Origin of the sequence: Acidovorax sp. 107, from assembly GCF_003058055.1 — a bacterium.
Lineage (GTDB): Bacteria > Pseudomonadota > Gammaproteobacteria > Burkholderiales > Burkholderiaceae_C > Acidovorax.
Genome location: NZ_QBTZ01000001.1, coordinates 3,468,584 through 3,489,232 on the forward strand (window position 1 = coordinate 3,468,584; position 20,649 = coordinate 3,489,232).

Annotated in this window: 23 protein-coding genes; 15 read left to right on the top strand and 8 right to left on the bottom strand. The window is 66.6% G+C overall.

The genetic code is table 11. The features are described 5' to 3' along the window. Positions 1–168: 168 nt before the first annotated feature. From C8C99_RS16150 to C8C99_RS16165, 4 genes are all read left to right on the top strand, one after another. Positions 169–456 (top strand): DUF2798 domain-containing protein, encoded by a 288-nt coding sequence (locus tag C8C99_RS16150; RefSeq protein ID WP_108626303.1) that lies wholly within the window; start codon positions 169–171, stop codon positions 454–456. Between the two features lie 178 nt (positions 457–634). Continuing rightward, entirely contained in the window at positions 635–1,132 is a 498-nt protein-coding gene (locus C8C99_RS16155; RefSeq protein WP_108626304.1) for a GyrI-like domain-containing protein, read from the top strand. A gap of 65 nt (positions 1,133–1,197) precedes the next feature. Then, the gene (locus tag C8C99_RS16160; RefSeq protein ID WP_056643169.1) at positions 1,198–1,932 is read left to right on the top strand and encodes a YafY family protein; all 735 of its coding nucleotides are present in this window, start codon (positions 1,198–1,200) and stop codon (positions 1,930–1,932) included. A 296-nt stretch (positions 1,933–2,228) separates the two neighbouring features. After that, positions 2,229–2,567 carry a hypothetical protein gene (locus tag C8C99_RS16165; protein ID WP_146186030.1) on the top strand — a complete coding sequence of 113 codons (339 nt, stop codon included), beginning with the start codon at positions 2,229–2,231 and terminating at the stop codon, positions 2,565–2,567. 172 nt (positions 2,568–2,739) lie between these two features. Here the strand turns inward: C8C99_RS16165 and C8C99_RS16170 are convergent, their stop codons facing one another. From C8C99_RS16170 to lplT, 3 genes are all read right to left on the bottom strand, one after another. Then, on the bottom strand, positions 2,740–3,228 hold the full coding sequence (locus tag C8C99_RS16170; protein ID WP_108626305.1) for a glutathione peroxidase: 489 nt from the start codon (positions 3,226–3,228) through the stop codon (positions 2,740–2,742). A 67-nt stretch (positions 3,229–3,295) separates the two neighbouring features. Then, positions 3,296–4,192, bottom strand: coding sequence for a DMT family transporter (locus C8C99_RS16175; protein ID WP_108626306.1), 897 nt, complete (start codon positions 4,190–4,192; stop codon positions 3,296–3,298). Positions 4,193–4,396: 204 nt separating this feature from the next. Next, positions 4,397–5,701 (bottom strand): lysophospholipid transporter LplT, encoded by a 1,305-nt coding sequence (lplT, locus tag C8C99_RS16180; RefSeq protein WP_108626307.1) that lies wholly within the window; start codon positions 5,699–5,701, stop codon positions 4,397–4,399. Positions 5,702–5,857: 156 nt separating this feature from the next. Between lplT and alr the strand changes: the two genes are divergently transcribed. Together alr and C8C99_RS16190 are read left to right on the top strand one after the other, a co-directional pair. Continuing rightward, positions 5,858–6,973, top strand: a complete 1,116-nt coding sequence (gene alr, locus C8C99_RS16185; RefSeq protein ID WP_108626308.1) for an alanine racemase — start codon at positions 5,858–5,860, stop codon at positions 6,971–6,973. A gap of 137 nt (positions 6,974–7,110) precedes the next feature. Continuing rightward, a complete protein-coding gene (locus C8C99_RS16190) occupies positions 7,111–7,980 on the top strand; it encodes a hypothetical protein (RefSeq protein WP_108626309.1) in 870 nt (289 codons plus the stop codon). A gap of 94 nt (positions 7,981–8,074) precedes the next feature. On the opposite strand, the gene C8C99_RS16195 is transcribed toward C8C99_RS16190, so the two are convergent. Then, entirely contained in the window at positions 8,075–8,566 is a 492-nt protein-coding gene (locus C8C99_RS16195; protein WP_108626310.1) for a MarR family winged helix-turn-helix transcriptional regulator, read from the bottom strand. 71 nt (positions 8,567–8,637) lie between these two features. Here C8C99_RS16195 and C8C99_RS16200 point away from each other — a divergent pair, with 71 nt between their 5' ends. After that, a complete protein-coding gene (locus tag C8C99_RS16200; RefSeq protein ID WP_108626311.1) occupies positions 8,638–9,447 on the top strand; it encodes a siderophore-interacting protein in 810 nt (269 codons plus the stop codon). Between the two features lie 21 nt (positions 9,448–9,468). Here the strand turns inward: C8C99_RS16200 and C8C99_RS16205 are convergent, their stop codons facing one another. Then, positions 9,469–10,356 carry a LysR family transcriptional regulator ArgP gene (locus C8C99_RS16205; protein ID WP_108626312.1) on the bottom strand — a complete coding sequence of 296 codons (888 nt, stop codon included), beginning with the start codon at positions 10,354–10,356 and terminating at the stop codon, positions 9,469–9,471. 77 nt (positions 10,357–10,433) lie between these two features. Here C8C99_RS16205 and C8C99_RS16210 point away from each other — a divergent pair, with 77 nt between their 5' ends. Together C8C99_RS16210 and C8C99_RS16215 are read left to right on the top strand one after the other, a co-directional pair. Continuing rightward, a complete protein-coding gene (locus C8C99_RS16210; protein WP_108626313.1) occupies positions 10,434–11,042 on the top strand; it encodes a LysE/ArgO family amino acid transporter in 609 nt (202 codons plus the stop codon). A 73-nt stretch (positions 11,043–11,115) separates the two neighbouring features. Then, positions 11,116–12,696, top strand: a complete 1,581-nt coding sequence (locus tag C8C99_RS16215) for an ABC transporter substrate-binding protein (protein WP_108626314.1) — start codon at positions 11,116–11,118, stop codon at positions 12,694–12,696. Between the two features lie 73 nt (positions 12,697–12,769). Here C8C99_RS16215 and C8C99_RS16220 read toward each other — a convergent pair whose 3' ends face one another. The 3 genes from C8C99_RS16220 to hpaI form a co-directional block, all read right to left on the bottom strand. After that, on the bottom strand, positions 12,770–13,393 hold the full coding sequence (locus tag C8C99_RS16220) for a glutathione S-transferase family protein (RefSeq protein WP_108626315.1): 624 nt from the start codon (positions 13,391–13,393) through the stop codon (positions 12,770–12,772). A gap of 76 nt (positions 13,394–13,469) precedes the next feature. Continuing rightward, the gene (locus tag C8C99_RS16225) at positions 13,470–14,447 is read right to left on the bottom strand and encodes a 2-dehydropantoate 2-reductase (RefSeq protein ID WP_108626316.1); all 978 of its coding nucleotides are present in this window, start codon (positions 14,445–14,447) and stop codon (positions 13,470–13,472) included. Positions 14,448–14,481: 34 nt separating this feature from the next. Continuing rightward, on the bottom strand, positions 14,482–15,312 hold the full coding sequence (hpaI, locus tag C8C99_RS16230; protein ID WP_108626317.1) for a 4-hydroxy-2-oxoheptanedioate aldolase: 831 nt from the start codon (positions 15,310–15,312) through the stop codon (positions 14,482–14,484). Positions 15,313–15,423: 111 nt separating this feature from the next. Here hpaI and radA point away from each other — a divergent pair, with 111 nt between their 5' ends. From radA to C8C99_RS16260, 6 genes are all read left to right on the top strand, one after another. Next, on the top strand, positions 15,424–16,803 hold the full coding sequence (radA, locus tag C8C99_RS16235; RefSeq protein ID WP_108626318.1) for a DNA repair protein RadA: 1,380 nt from the start codon (positions 15,424–15,426) through the stop codon (positions 16,801–16,803). Between the two features lie 58 nt (positions 16,804–16,861). Beyond that, the gene (locus C8C99_RS16240) at positions 16,862–17,281 is read left to right on the top strand and encodes a glycerate kinase (RefSeq protein ID WP_108626319.1); all 420 of its coding nucleotides are present in this window, start codon (positions 16,862–16,864) and stop codon (positions 17,279–17,281) included. Between the two features lie 113 nt (positions 17,282–17,394). Then, entirely contained in the window at positions 17,395–18,333 is a 939-nt protein-coding gene (locus C8C99_RS16245) for a branched-chain amino acid transaminase (RefSeq protein WP_056643128.1), read from the top strand. A 5-nt stretch (positions 18,334–18,338) separates the two neighbouring features. Beyond that, the gene (locus tag C8C99_RS16250; RefSeq protein WP_056057299.1) at positions 18,339–18,545 is read left to right on the top strand and encodes a zinc-finger domain-containing protein; all 207 of its coding nucleotides are present in this window, start codon (positions 18,339–18,341) and stop codon (positions 18,543–18,545) included. 3 nt (positions 18,546–18,548) lie between these two features. Next, positions 18,549–19,364, top strand: coding sequence for a glycosyltransferase family 2 protein (locus C8C99_RS16255; RefSeq protein ID WP_108626320.1), 816 nt, complete (start codon positions 18,549–18,551; stop codon positions 19,362–19,364). After that, positions 19,361–20,644 carry an O-antigen ligase gene (locus tag C8C99_RS16260; RefSeq protein ID WP_108626321.1) on the top strand — a complete coding sequence of 428 codons (1,284 nt, stop codon included), beginning with the start codon at positions 19,361–19,363 and terminating at the stop codon, positions 20,642–20,644. Before C8C99_RS16255 ends, C8C99_RS16260 begins: the two co-directional genes overlap by 4 nt. The last annotated feature ends 5 nt before the right edge of the window (positions 20,645–20,649 follow it).

Below are 20,649 nucleotides of genomic sequence, written 5' to 3' on the forward strand. Positions count from 1 at the left end.
CGGCCTGGATAGAATCACCTCGCGACCCGGTTCATGGGTTGCCGTAAGCGTTTACGTCAATCAACGTGCCTACCAACGCCGGCCCTGCCGGGGTGGTGGCCCCCAGCCCGCAGATGTTGCAGGGAGGGGGCGGCACCTTGCTTGACCGGTGTGCTTTCTGGAACTTCAATGAACCAACCTTCTTCGCTCGCCCCGTCTTCCCGCAAGACCTTTTTCGGGCTGCCCAAGCTGCCCGCACGCTCGGCGGCCTGGGTGATGCCGCTGCTGCTGTCGCTGCTCATGACCTTCATCGTGTCGCTGATCAGCACGGTGCGCGTGGCCGGCTTCTCGCTGGACTTCCTGCGCTTGTGGCTGAGTGCCTGGGTGCTGTCCTGGGTGGTGGCCTTCCCCACACTGCTCCTGGTGCTGCCCGTGGTGCGCCGCGCCACGGCGGCCATCGTCGAGACGCCGAACTGACCTGTGACGGGGGCGGGTGCCTCCCGCCCCCGTCACTGCGCGCACCCCCGGGTCACAGGGGTGCGCGCAGGCTACTGACATCATGCTGTCAGCAGTAGGCACGCACCATGCCTCTCTCGCGCTGCGCCCACGGGCCGGCGCACCGATTCCATCGACCGACCCAGAGAGAGGACCTGCCATGACCGCCACCATCACCTTTCCCGCGCCCACCTGCATCCAGATCCCTGCGTTCAGCGTGGCGGGCATCAGCGTGCGCACGCGCAACAGCGAAGAAATGAACCCTGCCATCGCGCGCCTTGGGGGGCTGTGGAACCGCTTTTTCAGCCAGAGCTGGGAGCGCCAGCTGCCCAGCCGGGGCGATGACGGCCGCATCTTTGGCGTGTACAGCGCCTATGAGTCCGACGAACACGGCGCCTTCGACGTGACGGCCGGTGTGGCCGTGGCCGAACCGCATCTCGCGCAGGCCGTGCCAGGCGCGCACCGCGTGGACATCGAAGCGTGCGACTACCTTGTGTTCACCGGCGAGGGCGACATGCCGCAGATGGTGATCGACACCTGGATGCGTATCTGGCATTACTTTGCCGACAATCCGCAGGTGCAGCGCCGCTTTGGTACCGACTTCGAGGCCTATGAAGGGCCTGACAAGGTGGCTATCCATGTGGGTGTTGTGCTATAAGTAATGTAGCTATCAACGCTTGATGAACAGGCGCAAAAACCTAAAAACATTCATATTCCCAGCCCATGCGCCGCGCCGACCGCCTGTTCCAGATCGTCCAGCTCATCCGGGGGCGGCGCCTGTCCACCGCTGCTTTCCTGGCCGAACGGCTCGAAGTCTCGGCCCGCACCATCTACCGCGACGTGGCGGACCTCCAGCACCAGGGCGTGCCCATTGAGGGCGAGGCCGGTGTGGGCTACCGTCTGGGCGCAGGCTTTGACCTGCCACCGCTGATGTTCAGTCAGGGCGAGGCCAATGCCCTGGTCGCCGCCGCCCGCCTGGCCCAGGCGTGGCTTGATGCGGGGCTGGCCCGCGAGGTGGAGGGCGCCCTGGGCAAGATCCTGTCCGTGCTGCCCCCCGCTGCGCGCGTGGCAGCAGAGGCACAGGCGCTCTATGCACCCTCGGTGGGGCTGGACCCCCGTGTGCAGTCCCATCTGCAGGCCCTGCGCGAGGCCGTGCACAGCCGCCACGTGGTGCAGGTGGACTACGCCGACGTCAACGGCCGCCCCAGCCTGCGCCGCCTGCGCCCGCTGGGCTGCTTCTACTGGGGCAAGGTCTGGACGCTGTCCGCCTGGTGCGAACTGCGCAACGACTTTCGCGGCTTTCGCATCGACCGCATTGCGGCCATCACCGTGCTGGAAGAACAGTTCCGCCAAGAGCCCGGCAAGACCCTGGCGGACTTGCTGCGCAAAGTGGAGGGGGAGATGGAGGGGCGGCCGGTGGAGTGGGGGACTGCGCCGGGGGCAGATGGGAACTCCTGAAGAGATGGAGTGCAAGTAGTGGGGGGCCGAAGACGGCAATGGGCCCTGAGCCGACGGTGACCATCGTCTCCCAAGAGCCGTCACTGATTTGAAATCGCTTGATTGATGCCGAAAATCGGCCCTTGGCTCTACCGGGCCATGCCAATGACGACGCTATAGTTTGTTGTGCAGACGCTTGTCGGGAAATGCTGAGTTTTACTCACAGGTTGTTTGCGCGCTGCTTTACGGTATGCCTCACACTCATAAGCTCGGAGCGACCTCTGTCCCTCACTTCAGCCTCACTTGAAGCCGTCTTCGTGAAGCTTCGTCCGGTCTGGTATCCACAATTGGACGCTGCGGGCGAGGACATTCCCCTTCGCGACGTGAACCAACGCAATGTCTCCTTGGAAACGCCGCTTATTGTTGCTGCCCAGCACTTGCTGCCGATGGACATTCAGACACTGGTTGAGAACGGTGCCGAACTAGACGCTAGGAGCGGCTCCGAGCAGCATCACGCGGCGTTGCACGTCGCGAGGTTAATGCGCCGCTTTGACAATGCAGCGAAGCTAATTGAGTTGGGAGCAGACGTGACACTCAAGGATGGCATCGGCAAGACACCCTTGGATTACGGAAACCACGTCAAACATGAAGATTAAGGTGAGTGAGACAAAACGTGCCGGTCTCTTTCACGCTGAGCGACCGCTTTACCAGAGCGTCTAGGGCCGCTCCTGGCCGAAAACGGCCGTTGAGCCCAGAGGGGTAGAAATGCCGCAGATCCCCGGGGCCGCATCATTCTGGTGGTGACGCGGCGCCACAGGGCGCGCCCTCTCAACTTGCCAGCGCCGCCTCAATATCCCCCGCCAGCTTCTTCGGTGCATCCTGCGGCGCATAGCGGCGGATCACGCGGCCGTCCTTGCCGACCAGGAACTTGGTGAAGTTCCACTTGATGGCCTTGCTGCCCAGCAGGCCCGGTGCCTCGGCGGTGAGCCACTGGTACAGGGGCGATGCGTTGGCGCCGTTCACGTCGATCTTGGCCATCATCGGAAAGCTCACGCCGTAGTTGAGCTGGCAGAAGCTGGCGATCTCGTCGTTGCTGCCGGGGTCCTGGGCGCCGAACTGGTTGCAGGGGAAGCCCAGCACCACCAGGCCCTTGTCGGCATATTCCTTGTACAGCTCTTCGAGCCCGCCGAACTGGGGCGTGAAGCCGCAGGCGCTGGCGGTGTTCACGATGAGCAGCACTTTGTCCTTGTATTGCGACAAGGGCACGGTCTGGCCGTTCATCTGCTGGGCTTCAAAGTCGTAGATGCTGGTGGGCATGCGGGTACTCCGGGTGGGGATGACGGGCCATCGTAGCCCCAGCCGCTCCAGCCTGCGCGCGTGCGGGTCAATGACCCGCGGCGCCCGGTCGGCGGAACTGCAGCGCCGCCAGCAGCGAGGCCAGCAGGATCAGCGCGCCGCCCAGCACGGTGCGCGTGTTCAGCGTGGCCGCGCCCAGCAGGGCCGATGACACGCTGGCAAACATCACCTCCGACAGCATCACCAGCGCGGTGGTGCCGGCCGCCAGTCGGGCCGCGCCAAATTGCAGTGCCCAGTTGCCCAGCATCAGCACGCCCGCCAGCAGCAGGCCGGTGACGACCCAGGTGCTGTTGACGGCGGGGAAGGGCTCCACCACGCCCACTTGCAAGCCGATGCCGGCCACGGCCAGCGCCATGAGCATGCAGCCGCCAAACATGGAGAACATGCGGGCGGGGCCCGGCACGGTGTGCAGGCGGCGCAGCGTGACGTTGGTGAGTGCAAACATGAACCCGCCCAGCAGCGCCAGAGCGTCGGCCAGCGACAGGTTTTGCAACAGGCGAGATACCGGCGCGCCCTCGGGCAGCAGCACCAGCACCACGCCCGTGAAGGCCAGCGCCAGGCGCAGCAGCGCCGCCGGTGTGGGGCGTTCTCCAAGAATGCGCCAGGCCAGCAACACGGCCCAGGCGGGCATCAGGTAGAACAGCAGGATCACGCGCACCACGTCGCCAATGGTCACGGCCCAGTTGAAGGCCACGTTGTTCAGCCCCGAGGCCAGTGCCAGCAGCCACAGCTGCGGATGCGCGCGCACCTGCCGCAGGATGCCGGGGCGCCACGCCAGCAGTGCCAGCAGCACCACGGCGTACATCGACGCCGTGGCCCACAAGGGGTGCAACCCCGCCTGGTGCATGTGCTGGAACGGCCACCACGCCAGGCCCCAGACAAAGGCGTTGAATAAGAGCGCGGCGAAGGGGAGCGGAGAGTGCATTGAAAGAAAAAGCAAGCTGTAGCGCCCTTGAAATATGCGCTAATAGCTATAAATTATGTAGCAATCCGTGCCGGGCGGCACGGCGCCAAAAACTGGCACGCCCCCAGGTCAGTGCACCCGTGGATCTGGCTCTGCCAGGCCACCGGGTGCGTCCCCCTCGGGGGGAAGCGGCGAAGCCGCACAGGGGGGCTTCGCAATCAGGAGTCAATGGTGCGTATCGTGCCGCGCGATGTCCAGCAGGTGGTTCACTTCGTCGCGGTGGTTCACGCAATTGCGCTGGTGCCAGCGGCGGATGACCCACATGATGCCCGCCACCACCAGCCCGAAGGTGGTGATGGCTCCGAACACCGACAGGCCGAGCTTGAGCGACAGGCTGTAGAACGCCCCCAGCCCCAGGATGCAGGCCTGCTCGTTGAAGTTCTGCACGGCAATCGAACGGCCCGCACCCATGAGGTTGTGGCCCCGGTGCTGCAGCAGCGCATTCATGGGCACCACCAGATAGCCGCCCAGGCCGCCCAGCACGATGAGGAAGGGGATGGCCAGCCAGATGTTGCTGATGAACACCATCAGGATCAGCAACAGCCCCATCGCAATGCCCAGCGGGATCACGCGGGTGGCCATGTCCAGGCGCATGCGCATCGATGCCACCACGGCTCCCACGGCGGTGCCGATGGCCACCACACCCGTGAGGGCCGAGGCCTGCGTGGTGTTGTAGCCCAGGGCCACGGCGGCCCAGGCCAGCACGATGAATTTGAGGTTGCCACCAGCGCCCCAGAAGAGGGTGGTGGTGGCCAGCGAGATCTGGCCCAGCTTGTCGCGCCACAGGCGGCTGTTGCAGGACCAGAAGTCCGGCAGCAGGTTGAGGGTGTTGGCCAGCACGCTGCGCGAGGGGTCGGCGCGCAGGGGGCGCATCTCGACGCCGGTGTGGGGGATGCGGGTGTTGAACCACGCGGCCAGCGCGTACACGGCGATCAGCGCTGCAATGGCGGCCTCGGCAGGCGTGTCCACGCCGGTGTCGATCAGCGGAAAGTCAAAGCCCAGCAGCATGCCCGACAGCTGCTGCCCCACCAGCTGGCCGCCAAACAGCACGCCCAGGATGATCGATGCAATCGTCAGGCCCTCGATCCAGCCATTGGCCTTCACGAGCTGGGATGCCGGCAGCAGCTCGGTCAGGATGCCGTACTTGGCGGGCGAGTAGGCTGCAGCCCCCAGGCCGACGACGGCGTAGGCCATGAGCGGGTGTGAGCCAAACAGCATCATCAGGCAGCCCACTACCTTGATGGCGTTGCTGACGAACATGACCTTGCCCTTGGGCAGCGCATCGGCAAAGGCGCCCACGAAGGGCGCCAGCACCACATAGAACAATGCGAACATGGGCACCAGGGCCGCGCGTTGCCACTCGGGGGCGCCTCCGGTGCGCAGGAGTTCCACAGCGGCTACGAAGAGTGCGTTGTCGGCCAGCGAGCTAAAAAACTGCGCCGACATGATGGTGTAAAAACCGCGCTTCATCGAATGGCTGGTGAGAGCATCAGTTGGGCTGATGCCCTGTTAAATGTGAGGAACCGTAGCAAGGGACAGGCGGTTATATCACGCGGATAAACGGCCACAGTGCCAGAATCCGGCGCTGGTCCCCCGGTAAATCCCTCGCTCCATCAGGTCTGTCCCATGCCCCGTCCCATTGCTGCCACCATCCACACCACGGCCCTGCATCACAACCTGGAGCGTGTGCGCCAGTCGGCACCCGACGCCAAGGTGTGGGCGGTGGTCAAGGCCAATGCCTATGGCCATGGCATCGAGCGCGTGTACGAAGGCCTGCGCGGCGCCGACGGCTTTGCACTGCTGGACCTGGCCGAGGCCGAGCGCGTGCGCCACCTGGGCTGGCGCGGGCCCATCCTGCTGCTCGAAGGCGTGTTCGAGCCGCGCGACCTGGAACTGTGCTCGCGCCTGGGCCTGTGGCACGCGGTGCATTGCGACGAGCAGATCGACATGCTGGCCGCCCACAAGACGCAGGTGCCCCACCGGGTGTTCCTCAAGATGAACTCGGGCATGAACCGCCTGGGCTTCACGCCCCAGCGCTACCGCAGCGCCTGGGCCCGGCTCAACGCGCTGCCGCAGGTGGACGAGATATCGTTCATGACCCACTTCAGCGACGCCGACGGCCCGCGCGGCATTGCGCACCAGATGGCCGCCTTCAACACCGCGGTGCAGGACCTGCCCGGCGAGCGCAGCCTGAGCAACAGTGCCGCCATCCTGCTCCACGCGGCCCTGGCCGGGGTGCGCGCCGACTGGGTGCGCGCGGGCATCGTGGTGTACGGCAGCGCCCCCGACTTCCCCGAGCACAACGCCGGCCACTGGGGGCTGCAACCCACCATGACCCTGTCCACCCGCCTCATCGCCACGCAGCAGCTGCAGGCGGGCGACACCGTGGGCTATGGCTCGCGCTTCACGGCCGATGGTCCGCTTACCATCGGCATCGCCGCCTGTGGCTATGCCGACGGCTACCCGCGCCACTGCGACACCGGCACGCCGGTGCTGGTCAATGGCGTGCGCACGCGCCTGGTGGGGCGGGTGAGCATGGACATGGTGACTGTGGACCTCACGCCCCTGCAGCAAGCGTGCGTGGACGCAGGCTTTGGCAGCGAGGTCACGCTGTGGGGCCGGGCCAGCAGCGGTGTGGAGTTGTCCATCGACGAGGTGGCGCAGGCCGCGGGCACCGTGGGTTACGAGTTGATGTGCGCCTTGGCCCAGCGCGTGCCGGTGGTCGTGGACGGCGGGGCCTGACGCCCTCCCTCTCTCTCTGTCTGCCCCGGCGGTTCGCGCAGAAGTTCACGCAGCTGGCATAGGCCGCGCGCGGGGCGGCCGCAAACTGGTGTGAAATGGCGCCGTCTGTTTGCCACTCCGTGCAGCGCGATCCTTCCATGGCCACACCCCGCAGCAATTCCTCCGGTTCCAAGAAAAAAAACAGTTCCACCTGGCGCTCAGTGCGCATGCCGCACCACGGCGCGGTGGCGCGCACCCTGCAGCAGCGCTACAGCCTGCGCTGGCACGGGTTGCTGATCGGCAGCTTCACGCTGCTGCTGATGTGGGCCGCTTCGCACCTGCAGATGGTGCTGGGCGTGGATTCGCTGGCGCTGCGGTACTTGATCACGCTGTCGGTGGGCTACATCGGCTATCTGCTGGTGCTGCGCGCCTGGGCGGCGCGGCTGGTGCGGCGGGACGGGCCATCGGGCGATGGCAGCAGTGTGGATGTGCCCGACATCTCCTGGCCCAGCGGCAACGGCCCATCGGGGGGCGGCCAGGTGCCCCTGCCGCGCACGGGCGGGGGCGACTTTGGTGGCGGTGGCGCATCGGGGGACTTCGGGGGCGGGTGGACACAAGGCCTGTCCAGCGGGGGCTCCAGCAGCGACTCCAGCGTGCTGGGCGACATTGCCGGGGGCGCGGCCGATGCGCTGGGCAGCGCCGACGAGGGCGCCGTGGTGGTCGTGCCTGTGGTAGCCATCTTTCTCATTGGCGCGGCGCTGATTCTGGGCGCGGGCTCGCTTGCCATGCTGTTCTTTGGCTGGGATGTGCTGCTCACGGTGGCGGTGGAGATCGCCTTTTCGGTGGCCACGGCCCGCGCCGCCGTGGGGGTGGAGCGGGAGGGCTGGCTCAGCGCCGCTGTGCGCCTGACCTGGAAGCCGCTGCTGGGCGCGCTGGTCTGCGCCGTGCTGCTGGGCGCCACCATCGACCACTTCCTGCCCCATGCGCATTCGCTGCCCGAGGCGTTGCGCGTGATCCAGGGGCGCTGATTTGCTCTTTATTTGATAGCTGCCTGGGCATATTGCACTAGCGCTTGGGGCAAAAAAGCCTTCAAAAAGCGTCGGAAGCGCCTCCGAGGGGCCCCTACCGGGAGTGTCGGCCCTTGCCGTAGCTGCAGTCCTCGCCTGTCTCCAGGGGTGGGAGCGCATCCAGGTTGGACCGCACCCGCGCCAGCAGGGCCAGCAACTGCGCCTGCGTGTCGTCGTCGCAGCCCGCCAGCACCTGGGTCGACAGGGTCTGCCGCGCGGCCTGCAGGGCCTGGTACAGCGCCTGGCCTTCGGCGCTCAGCGTGAGGCACAGGCTGCGCCGGTCCTCGGCGTGGGGTTGGCGCTCCAGCCAGCCCTTGTCCTGCAACAGGCCCAGCATGCGCGCCACCTGCGCCTTGTCGGCGCCGCTGTGGCGCACCAGCTCTTTCTGCGTGGCGCCGGGGTGGCGGCCAATGAAGTTCAGCGCGCGCACTTCGTTGAAGGTCAGGTCCGGGTGCACGGAGGTCATGGCGCGCACCATGCGCGCCCGGTAGGCGTGCATCAGGTCGTGCAGGGCTTCAAACACATCGGGGCGGGCGCGTGGGGGCATGGCGTGGCTATCGGTTGACAAAGTCAACTGAATGGCGGATGATTTGGTTGATTAAATCAACATTTTACGCCATGAACGCACCTCTGCCCCTGGCCGCCACGGCCCCCTCCCTCGCCATCGAGCGCATTCGCCACCCTTTGCTGGGCCGTCACCTCCAGGTGGTGCGCCGCACCCAGGTCAGCCCCGGCTTTGTGCGGCTGACCCTGGCCGGCCCCGAGCTGGCGGGGTTTGCGAGCGCCGGGTTTGACGACCACCTCAAGCTCATCCTTCCCTCGCCCGGGCAAGACCGCCCCACCTTGCCTACGCTGCAGGATGGCCGCCCCGTGTTTGACGGCCCGCGCCCCACGCTGCGCGACTACACCCCCGCGCGCTTTGACGCAGCAGCAGGCGAGCTGGACATCGAAGTCGCCCTGCACGACGCAGGCCCCGCCACCGACTGGGCCGCCAGCGCCACCGTGGGCCAATGGGTGGGCATTGCCGGGCCGCGCGGCAGCATGGTGGTGCCCACGGGCTTCGACTGGCACTGGCTGCTGGGCGACGAAACCGCGCTGCCCGCCATCGCCCGCCGCCTGGCCGAGCTGCCCGCCAGCGCGGTGGCCACCGTGCGCATCCAGCTGAACAACCCGGCCGACCAGCGGGTGTTGGCGAGTGCGGCGAAGGTGGACCTGCAATGGGTGAGTGCGCTGCCTACTGCCGTCGAAGCCATGGCGCTGCCGCCCAGCGCGGGCTTTGTCTGGGCTGCAGGCGAACACAGCGACATGGCCGCCGTGCGCCGCGCCGTGCTGGCCAAACCGGGTGTGGACCCAAAACGCATGCGTATCTCCGCCTACTGGAAGCGCGGGGCGGCGGACCACCACGAAGACCTGGCGAACGCCGCGTAGTCGGCACTCGCCGCCTTTCTTTCAGCGAAGCAGCGTCAGCGCCGCCGCCTTCTGCACCGCCTGCGTCATGTGCTGCAGCGCCTGCACATTCAGACGCCAGCACTGCCAGTACAGCGGCACATCCACGGGCTTGTTCGCAATCAGCTCGACCAGGGCGCCAGTCTTCAGGTCGTCCTCCACCAGCGGGTCGGGCGTCATGCCCCAGCCCAGGCTGGCGCGGGTGGCTTTGACGAACGCGTGCGCCTCGGGCAGCCAGTGCACGGGTGGCGCGAGCTTGCGGCGCGTGATGCGGCCCACAAAACGCGCCTGCAGCGCATCCTTGCGGTTGAACACCAGCATGGGCGCCTGCGCCAGCGTGGCAGCGTTCACCCCTTGGGCAAAGTGGCGCTGCATGAAGGCCGGGCTGGCCAGCGCGCGGTAGCGCAGGGTGCCCAGCGGCAGCACCTGGCAGCCCTGCACGGGCTGTGGGTCGGCCGTCACGGCAGCCATCACGCGGCCCTCGCGCAGCAGGTTGGCCGAATGGTCCTGGTCTTCCACATGGATGTCGAAGGTGATGGCCTGCCCCTCGGCCGCCTGCGCCATGGCGTGGGGGAACCAGGTGGCCAGCGAGTCGGCATTCACACCAATCGCCAGCCGCGTGGTGCTGTGCTGCCCGCCGCCAATGGTGGCCAGCGCGTCGGCCTCGCTCAGCGCCACCTCGCGCGCGTGGCGGTACAGCGCTTGCCCGGCCTCGGTGGGCGTGCAGGGCGTGGCGCGGCGCACCAGCACCTGGCCCACGCGCTCTTCCAGCAGCTTGATGCGCTGCGACACCGCCGAGCGCGTGACATGCAGCACCGCCGCCGCACGCTCGAAGCTGCCCTCGTCGATCACCGTGGCAAAGGCATTGAGCTGGGCGGAGTCGAGTGGCATAGGTGGTTAGCGATTCTGACGGATCGTTAAAAAGTATAGCTGGCGTCAACAAGACGCAGTGACCACAATCCGCACCCATGGTTACCACTGCTTTTGCCCACGGCTTTACGTCCACCGCCCTGCTGATCATGGCCATCGGCGCACAGAACGCCTTTGTGCTGCGCCAGGGCCTGCGGGGTGAGCATGTGTTGCCGGTGGTGCTGGTGTGTGCCTTGTCCGACGCGGTGCTGCTGCAGGCGGGCGTATGGGGCATGGGTGGTGTTCTGGCGGCGCGGCCTGAGTGGGCGCAGTTCATGCGTTGGGCGGGGGCGCTGTTTCTCGCGGCCTATGCCGTGCAGGCGGCGGCCCGGGCGCTGCAGCCAGCGCACCTGCTGGTGTCGGCCAACGGGCCGGGAGCGAGCCTGCGCACCACGGTGCTCACCGTGGTGGCGCTGACCTGGCTCAACCCGCATGTCTATCTGGACACGGTGGTGCTGCTGGGCACCATGGCAAGCCCCTACCCCATGTGGGGCCGGGCCACCTTTGCAGCGGGGGGCTCGCTGGCCAGCGCGCTGTGGTTTCTGAGCCTGGGCTACGGCTCGCGCTGGTTGGCGCCAGTGTTTGCGTCGCCCCGGGCTTGGCGGGTGCTGGACGGGAGCACGGCCATCACCATGATGGGGCTGGCGGTTGCAATGGGTCTAAGCTAAGAAAGATAAGTTCGTTACACAAACGCAGGGTTTGGTTCATAGTGCAGGGCTGACTGATCTGGAGTGACCCTTCATGCGTTTCAAGACCCTTTTGCTGGCCGCCGCAGTGGCCGCTGCGCTGCCTGTTGCGGCACAGGCCAAGACTTTCCGCTGGTCCCGTTCGGTGGACATCTCCACCTGGGACATCCACACCCAGAACGTGGGCGTGAACAACACCATGCACGGCGCGGTGTACGACACGCTGGTGGAATACAACAGCAAGACCTTCAAGCCCGAGCCGTCGCTCGCCACCGAGTGGAAACTCATCAAGCCCACGCAGCTGCGCCTGACGCTGCGCAAGGGCGTGAAGTTCAGCGACGGCAGCGAGTTCACCGCCGACGACGCCAAGTTCTCGCTGGAGCGGGCCAAGGCCAAAAGCTCCAACTTCGCTGTCTACACCCAGGGCGTTGACCGTGTGGAGAAGGTCGATGCCTACACCATCGACATCCACTCCGACCTGCCCAACCCCGTGCTGGTGAACCAGCTCACCGAGCTGCGCATCATGAGCAAGGCCTGGGCTGAAAAGAACAAGTCGGTGGAGCCCAAGGACATCAAGACCAAGGACGAAACCTTTGCCCACCGCAACGCGCTGGGCACGGGCCCCTACCAGCTCAAGCAGTGGACGCCCGACCAGCGCGTGGTGCTGGAGCCCAACCCGCACTGGTGGGGCAAGGGCAAGTACCCCACCAACCTGACCGAGATCGTCTACACCCCCATCAAGGCAGATGCCACGCGCACCGCCGCGCTGCTGTCGGGTGAGGTGGACTTTGTGATCGACCCCAGCCTGCAAGATCTGGCGCGCATCAAGCAGACGCCCAACCTGCAGGTGCTGGAAGGGCCGGAGTACCGCACCATCTTCCTGGGCCTGGACCAGTTCCGCGACGAGCTGCCCGGCTCGGACGTGAAGGGCAAGAACCCGCTCAAGGACCTGCGCGTGCGCAAGGCGCTGTACCAGGCCATCGATATCCAGTCCATCCAGCGCGTGGTGCTGCGTGGCCTGGCCCAGCCCACGGGCACGCTGATCGCCAACCAGGTGAACGGCTGGACCAAGAAGGCCGACGTGCGCTACCCCTACGACGCCAAGGCCGCGCAAAAGCTGCTGGCCGATTCGGGCTACCCCAATGGGTTTGAAGTGGACTTTGCGTGCAGCGCGGGCCGCTACATCAACGACGAGCAGCTGTGCCAGGCCATCACCTCGCACTGGGCCAAGGTGGGCGTCAAGGCCAAACTGCGCTCGCTGCCGTTTGCCACGTATTTCCCGATGATCCAGCGCAACGAGGCCAGCATCTACCTGTTGGGCTGGGGCGTGCCCACGTTCGATGCGTTCTACAGCCTGCAGTCGCTGGTGCGCTCGCCCGGCGCGGGCGGGGACGGCAACTTCAACCTGGGCCGCTTCTCCGACCCGCAAATGGACGCACTGATCGAGCGCGTGAAGAAGGAAACCGATGCCACCACGCGCAACCAGCTGATCGAGCAGGCGCTGATCAAGGAGCACGAGCTGGTGTCGCACATTCCGCTGTACAACCAGGTGATTCCATGGGCGGGCACGAAGAAGGTGGAGATCATCCACCGCGCGGACAACCGCATCGACTGGCGGTATTTAAAGGTGAACTGATCCCCGTCGCAAACAAAGCCCCGGTGCTTCTGACCTGAAGCACCGGGGCTTTTTTGCGTCTGTTGGTGGCGTATCAGGCCATTGCGCGCTGCACCGCCGGGCGCTGCAGCATGCGCTGCGTGTGTGCAAACACCTTCGGAAACTGGGCAATGTCCACGCCATCGCTGTGCAGCCAGGTGCCGATGGTGAACAGGTAGCCGTCGGCCACCGTGTATTGCTCGCCCATCACCCACGGGCCCTGGTCCGCGTTCGGCAGGTAGTGGCCTTCGATGAGGTTGAAACACTCCGTCATGTTTTGCGGCACCTTGCGCTGCATGGCCGCTTGCGCCTCGGGCTCGTCGGCCCAGCGGCTGGCGCGGGGGCGGTGGGCATGGGCGATGTGCACGGTGGACGCGAGGTAGCTGTGGAACTCCTGCAAACGCGCAAAGCCGTAGGCGTCGGCGGGCGCCAAGCGCGCCTCGGGGAAGCGCTGCGCCACATAGGCCAGCAGCGCGGTCGTTTCGGTCAGCGTGCCGTGCGGTGTAACCAGCGCGGGCACGCGGCCCTTGGGGTTTACCGCCAGGTACTCGGGCGTGCGTTGCTGGCCAGCGGCGAAGTCCACGCGCACCAGGTCGTAAGGAGCGCCGGCCTCTTCCAAAGCGATGCGAACAGCCTGCGCGCAGGTGCCGGGGGTGTAGTACAGCGTGAGTTGGATCATGGTTGATATGCTATGAATTAAATAGCTGCTTGCGCATATTTCACTAGCGCCTGCAGCCGATATTGCTTGAACTGGATCAGTACAGGCCGCGTGTGCGCGCCATCAGCCGCACCAGGCCCAGCAAGGCGTCGGTGTGGGGCGTGGGGGTGTGGGTGATCTGCCCCAGCTCGCGCACGGCGCCCACCAGGGCGTCGATCTCCAGGGGCTTGTTCGCTTCCACGTCCTGCAGCATCGAGGTCTTGAACGCGCCCAGCTTGCGCGTGACGGCGTGGCGGTCCTCGGGCTGCTGGTCAATCGGCAGGCCCAGCTTTTCGCCAATGGCCTTGGCTTCCAGCATCACCGCGCTCACAAAGCCGCGCACCAGGTCGTCGTCCAGGATGCGGTCGGTGGTGGCACCGGTGAGGGCACTGATGGGGTTGACCGTGAGGTTGCCCCACAGCTTGAACCAGATGTCTTTCTGGATGGTGGTGCTCACCTCCACATCGATGCCGCCGCGCTGCAGCGTGTCGGCCAGTGCTTGCAAGCGCTCGCTGCGGCTGCCATCGGGCTCGCCCACGATGAGGCGGTTGCCGAAATGTTGTTTGACGAAGCCCGGCGCCTCCAGTGAACAGCTGGTGTGCACCACGCTGCCCACCACATGGTTCGTAGGGATAGCACTGGCGATCACGCCGCCCGCGTCCACGGAGGCGAGCGCATGCCCCTTGGCGGCGCCGCCAAAGCCGTCGAGGAACCACCACGGCACGCCGTTCATGGCGGTGAGCACGATGGTGTCGGGTCCGATCAGCGGGGCCATGGCACGCGCCACGTCAGGCAGGCCCGGCGCCTTGACGGCGACCACCACCAGGTCTTGGACGCCCAGGGCTGCCGGGTCGTTGTGGGCCGTGACGGCCACCTGCGCCAGCGTGCCGTCGGGGCGGCGCAGGCGCAGCCCTTCGGCCTGTAGCGCGCGCAGTGTGTCGCCCCGCGCCACCATGCTGAGGGTGTGGCCTGCCTGCGCCAGGGCCACGCCCAGCCAGCCGCCGATGGCGCCCGCGCCGTAAATACATGCTTTCATGGATGTCTGTCCTTGGGTCTGAAAGAAAAAAGGCTCAGTAGCCTGCGGGCCGGGTGGGGGCTGCGTCTGCCGCGCTGCGGTAGCGTGCCAGCAGCTCCTGCGCAGCGCTCACCAGCAGCATGGTGTCCACGCCCACGGCCACAAACAGCGCACCGGCCGCCAGCCACTGGCGCGCCTGCGATTCGGTGGTGGCCAGGATGCCCGGCGCCTTGCCCGCGCGCAGGATGCGCGCAATGCCGTCGTGGATAGCGGCCTGCACATCCGGGTGCCCCGGATTGCCGGGGTGGCCCATGGATGCCGACAGGTCGGCCGGGCCGATGAACACGCCGTCCACGCCGGGGGTGGCGGCGATGGCGTCGAGGTTGGCCATGGCCTCCACCGTCTCGGCCTGCACCAGCAGGCAGATCTGCTGGTTGGCCTCGTGCACGTACTGCGGGTAGGCCTGCCAGCGCGACGAGCGGGCCAGCGCGCTGCCCATGCCGCGCACGCCCTCGGGCGCATAGCGCGTGGCGCGCACCAGTTGCTGGGCCTGCTCGGGCGTATCCACCATGGGCACCAGCAGGGTTTGTGCGCCGATGTCCAGGTACTGTTTGATGAGGGCCGTGTCACCCACCGGCACCCGGGCGATGGGGTGGGGCGCCTGCGCGCCGGGGGGCAGGGCGCTGGTGGCGCTGGCGATGGCTTGCAGCTGGTGCAGGATGGAGCGCAGGTCGTTGGGTGCGTGTTCGCCATCGACCAGCAGCCAGTCGTAGCCGGTGCCCGCAAGGATTTCGGCGCTGTAGCCGTTGGCCAGCCCGAGCCAGAGGCCGATTTGCGCCTGGCCCTGGGCCATGGCTTGTTTGAAGCGGTTGGTGGGTGTCTGCAATGTCAACTCCGTGCGGTGCCAAGCCCGCCATCGTACGGGCTGTGGCGGATCGGTGTCGGCATGGCCGCTATAGTCGGCTGCCCCCCTTGGGGCTCCCACCCGTTACCTGCCATGGCCAAAGAAAAAACCACGTTCACCTGCACCGAGTGCGGCGGCACCAGCCCGCGCTGGCTGGGCAAATGCCCGTCCTGCGGCGCCTGGAACACGCTGATCGAGCAAGTGGCCGAGGCCGGGCCGGGCAAGAACCGCCTGAGTGCGCCCCAAGGCTACGCGGGCCTGGCCAACGCGCAACCCGTCCTTCCGCTGGCGGCCATCGAGGCCCAGGACGTGGCCCGCACCCCCAGCGGCATCGACGAGCTGGACCGGGTGCTGGGCGGTGGCATTGTGGAAGGCGGGGTCGTGCTGATCGGCGGGGACCCGGGCATTGGCAAATCCACCCTGTTGCTGCAGGCCATGGATGCGCTGCAGCGCGCGGGTCTGCCCACGCTGTATGTGACGGGTGAGGAAAGCGGCGCCCAGGTGGCGCTGCGTTCACGCCGCCTGGGCATCGAGGGCAGCCAGGTGCAGCTGCTGGCCGAGATCCAGCTTGAGAAGATTCTGGCGACGGTGGACGCCATGCAGCCCGCCGTGGTCGTCATCGACTCCATCCAGACCACCTATTCCGACCAGCTCACCAGCGCGCCGGGCTCGGTCGCCCAGGTGCGCGAATGCGCGGCGCACCTCACGCGCATGGCCAAGGGCACGGGTATCGCCGTGATTCTGGTGGGCCATGTGACCAAGGAAGGTGCGCTGGCGGGGCCGCGTGTGCTGGAGCACATGGTGGACACGGTGCTGTACTTCGAAGGCGACACCCACAGCCAGTTCCGCCTGGTGCGCGCCATCAAGAACCGCTTTGGCGCCGTCAACGAGATCGGCGTGTTCGCCATGACCGAAAAGGGCCTCAAGGGCGTGAGCAACCCGAGCGCCATCTTTTTGAGCCAGCACAGCGAGCCGGTGCCCGGCAGCTGCGTGATGGTGACGCTGGAGGGCACGCGTCCCCTGCTGGTGGAGATCCAAGCGCTGGTGGACAGCGGCGGCCCCAGCCCCCGGCGCCTGTCGGTGGGCCTGGACAAGGACCGCCTGGCCATGCTGCTGGCCGTGCTGCACCGCCACGCGGGCGTGGCCTGCATGGACCAGGACGTGTTTGTGAACGCGGTGGGCGGCGTGCGCATCAGCGAGCCTGCGGCCGATTTGGCGGTGATGTTGTCCATCACCTCCAGCCTGCGGGGCAAGGCACTGCCCCGGGGCTTTTTGGCGTTTGGCGAGGTGGGCCTGGCGGGCGAGGTGCGGCCCGCGCCTCGCGGCCAGGAGCGCCTGAAGGAAGCTGCCAAGCTCGGTTTCAGTGTGGCCGTGGTGCCCAAGGCCAACGCGCCGAAGAAGCCCATCGAGGGCCTCACCATCCACGCGGTGGAGCGGGTGGAAGAAGCGATGGACGTGGTCCGGGGCTTGTAAACCCCATCTACGCAATGCCCACAGCGCTGCGAATGCGGCGCCGTAAGACAATCGAGCCATGAATTTGCGCAATATCTTGGTGCCGCTGGGCGGCTTGGCCTTGGTCGGCTTTGGGTTTTATGCCTATGGCTGGGCCGGTGTGGCGGCGGTCGTCGGTGGGTTGGTCATGTGGGCCCTGCTGCACTTCACGCGGCTGGTGAACGTGATGAAGAAGGCCGCCAAACGGCCCATCGGCTATGTGGGCAGCGCCGTGATGCTCAACGCACGACTGGCCGAGGGCGTGAACCTGATGCACGTGGTGGCCATGACGCAGGCGCTGGGTGAGCGGCTGTCTCCCGAGGGCGAGGACCCCGAGATCTACCGCTGGACCGATGGCACCCAGTCGCACGTGACCTGCGAGTTCCGCCATGGCAAGCTTGTGAAGTGGACGCTGGTGCGGCCGCAGGCGGACGCTGACACCCCGACTCAGGAGGCATAGACCCCGCCTGGATCTGGCGGGTTTGCTGCACTGCACCCTCGGGCGGCGGTTCCCGGCGGGCTGGGGCCCCGTAAAATCCCGGTTTTGCGACCCACAGCAACCAAAGGACACCCATGAGCCCCGTAGTTCCCTCGATGGCCGACCGTGACGGCAAGATCTGGATGGACGGCCAGATGGTCGATTGGCGCGACGCCAAGATCCACGTGCTGACGCACACCCTGCATTACGGCTGCGGCGCCTTTGAAGGCGTGCGCGCTTACAACACGGCCAACGGCACGGCGATCTTCCGCTTGGAAGAGCACACCGACCGCCTGTTCAACAGCGCCAAGATCCTGCGCATGAAGATCCCGTTCACCAAGGAAGAAGTGAACGAGGCCCAGAAGGCTGTGGTGCGCGAAAACAAGCTCGAATCGTGCTATCTGCGCCCATTGACCTGGATCGGCTCGCAAAAGCTGGGCGTGTCTCCCAAGGGCAACCAGATCCACCTGATGGTGGCCGCCTGGGCCTGGGGCGCCTACCTGGGCGAAGAGGGCATGAAGCGCGGCATCCGCGTCAAGACCAGCAGCTACACGCGCCACCACGTCAACATCACCATGACGCAGGCCAAGGCGGTGAGCAACTACACCAACTCCATCCTGGCAAACATGGAAGCGCTGGACGACGGGTATGACGAAGCCCTGCTGCTCGACAGCTCCGGCTTCGTGTCCGAAGGCGCGGGCGAAAACATCTTCGTCATCAAGAACGGCGTGATCTACACGCCCGACCTGTCGGCCGGTGCCCTGAACGGCATCACCCGCAACACGGTGTTCCATATCGCCAAGGACCTGGGCCTGGAGATCGTGCAAAAGCGCATCACCCGTGACGAGGTGTACATCGCCGACGAGGCCTTCTTCACCGGCACGGCCGCTGAAGTGACGCCCATCCGCGAACTTGACCGCATCGAGATCGGTGCCGGTTCGCGCGGCCCGATCACCGAAAAAATCCAGAGCGCCTTCTTCGACATCGTGAACGGCCGCAATCCCCAATACGCCCACTGGCTGAGCAAGGTCTGAAGAACATGTCCCAAGCTACCGTTGAACTCCTGGCCAAAGACCTGAACGCCCAAGGCGGCGTCTTCTGCCCCAGCCCCAAGGCCGACATGAAGCTGTGGAACAGCCACCCCAAGGTGTACCTGGACGTGGCCCGCACGGGTGAAGCCAAGTGCCCGTACTGCGGCACGGTGTACCGCCTGAAGGCCGGTGAGCACGTACACGCTGGCCACTGATTGATGCCAGCTGCAACCGGCGGCGCATCGGCGGCGCCCACGTTGACCGTGGCGGTGCTGACCCTCAACGAGGCGCACCGCATTGAAGCCTGCCTGCAGAGCGCCGCGTTTGCCGACCAGTTGCTGGTGGTGGACAGCGGCAGCACGGACGACACCGTGGCCATCGCCCAGCGCCTGGGCGCGGAAGTCCACAGCTATCCCGACTGGAAGGGCTTTGCCGTGCAGCGCAACCGGCTGCTGGCCCATGCGCGGGGTGACTACATCTTCTTCCTGGATGCCGACGAGGTGATGACGCCTGCGTTTGCGCAGGAGCTGCAGGCCATCGTGCGCTCTGGCGCGCAGGCCGTGTGGACCATCCGCTGGCGCATAGTGGCCTACGGGCACGAACTCAAGTACTTCCGCTCGCAATCGCAGATCGAGCGCTTGTTCGTGCGCGCCATGGTCCGCGAGTTCACGGGCGTGGTGCACGAGCAGGCCGAACTGTTGCCACCACCGGGCGGTGGCACGGTGCCACGCCGCCTGATTGAGGCGCGGCTGCTGCACTACTCGCGCACCACCGTGCGCGGCAGCCTGGAGAAGCTCACGCAGTACGCGATGCTGGGGGCTGCCAAGCGGGCAGCGGCGGGCAAGAAGGGTGGCGTGGTGCGAGGCCTGGCCTCGGGCACCAGCATGTTTCTGCGCCTGTATGTGTTCCGCCTGGGCTTTCTGTGTGGCGGGGCCGGTTTTCTGTATTGCCTGTTTGTGGCGCTGGAGGCGTTCTTCCGGTATGCCGCCCTGGAGTACGACCACCAGCAACTGAGTGAGAGCGTGCGCCGTTGACCAAAACTGACGAAATTTTTGTGCGCTTGTCGGGCGTGGCGGCCTTCATGGTGCCGGGTCTGGCACTGTGGGTGCGCTCGGGCTATTCGTGGGGCGCGGTGGTGTTGCTGTTGTGCAGCCTGGCCACTGCCGGGGTGTGGCTGCGGCGCCGGCCGGGGCGCGATGCCTGGCTGCTTTTTGCCTCCATCGTGGCGATGGGCACGGTCTGGGCGCTGGATTTTGACCCGGCCCAGGGCAGCTGGTCCAACCTGGACCGGCCTGCCAAGTACCTGCTGGCGCTGCCGTGCCTGCTGTACGTGCTGGCCTATCCCCCGCGGGTGCGCTGGCTCTGGGCTGGTATCGCGGTGGGCGCTTGCGGGGCGGGCCTGATCGGCCTGTACCAGGCCCTGGTGCAGCACCTGCCACGCGCCAACGGCTTTACCAATGCCATCCAGTACGGCGGGCTCAGCCTGTTGCTGGGGTTGATGTGCTCGGTAGCACTGCTGGTGCTGTGGGACCGCTGGAAGCCCTGGCAGCGCGCAGGCTGGGCGGTGGGCATTCTGCTGGGGCTGGAGGGGTCGCTGCTGTCCGAGTCGCGCGGGGGCTGGGTGGTGCTGCCCATGGCGCTGCTGTTGTGCGTATGGCTCCAGGGGCGCTCTGGCCAACCCCGCAGGGCCATCGTCGGTGCCGTGCTGGTTGTGCTGGGGGCTGTGGGTCTGATGGCCTTCAAGGCCAACGAGGTGCGCCTGCGGGTGGACGAGGCGCGGCAGGAGATCACGCAGTACGAGTCGCGGGGCGACGCGGCCAGTTCGGTCGGTCAGCGCCTGGCGCACTGGGGCCTGGCCTGGCGCATGGGCCTGGACCGCCCCTGGAGCGGCTGGGGCCGCTATGGCTATGAGGCCGAGAAGCAGCGCCGCGTGGCTGCCGGCGAGGCGCACCCGATTGTTTTGCAGTTCAGCCACGCCCACAACGAGTTGCTGGACATCTTTGCCAAGCGTGGCATCCCCGGTGTCGTGGTCTTGCTGATTTTTTATGGCGTGCCCCTGGTGCTGTTCTGGCCCACGCGGCGGCGCGTGTTCCCCGGCGGTGCGGGTGAGCTGGATACCGAGGGCCTGTGCCTGCGCATGATCGGGGTGCTGCTGCCCGTGTCCTACATGGGCTTTGGCACCACCCAGGTGTTTTTGGGGCACAACAGCGGCACCATGTTCTACCTGTTCATGGGCATGCTGGTGCTGGCCATCCTGCAAGGCCGCGAGCGCCTGCGGCTGCAAACGCCCGGGCAAGCCGTCTCCCTTTCCTGAAGGAC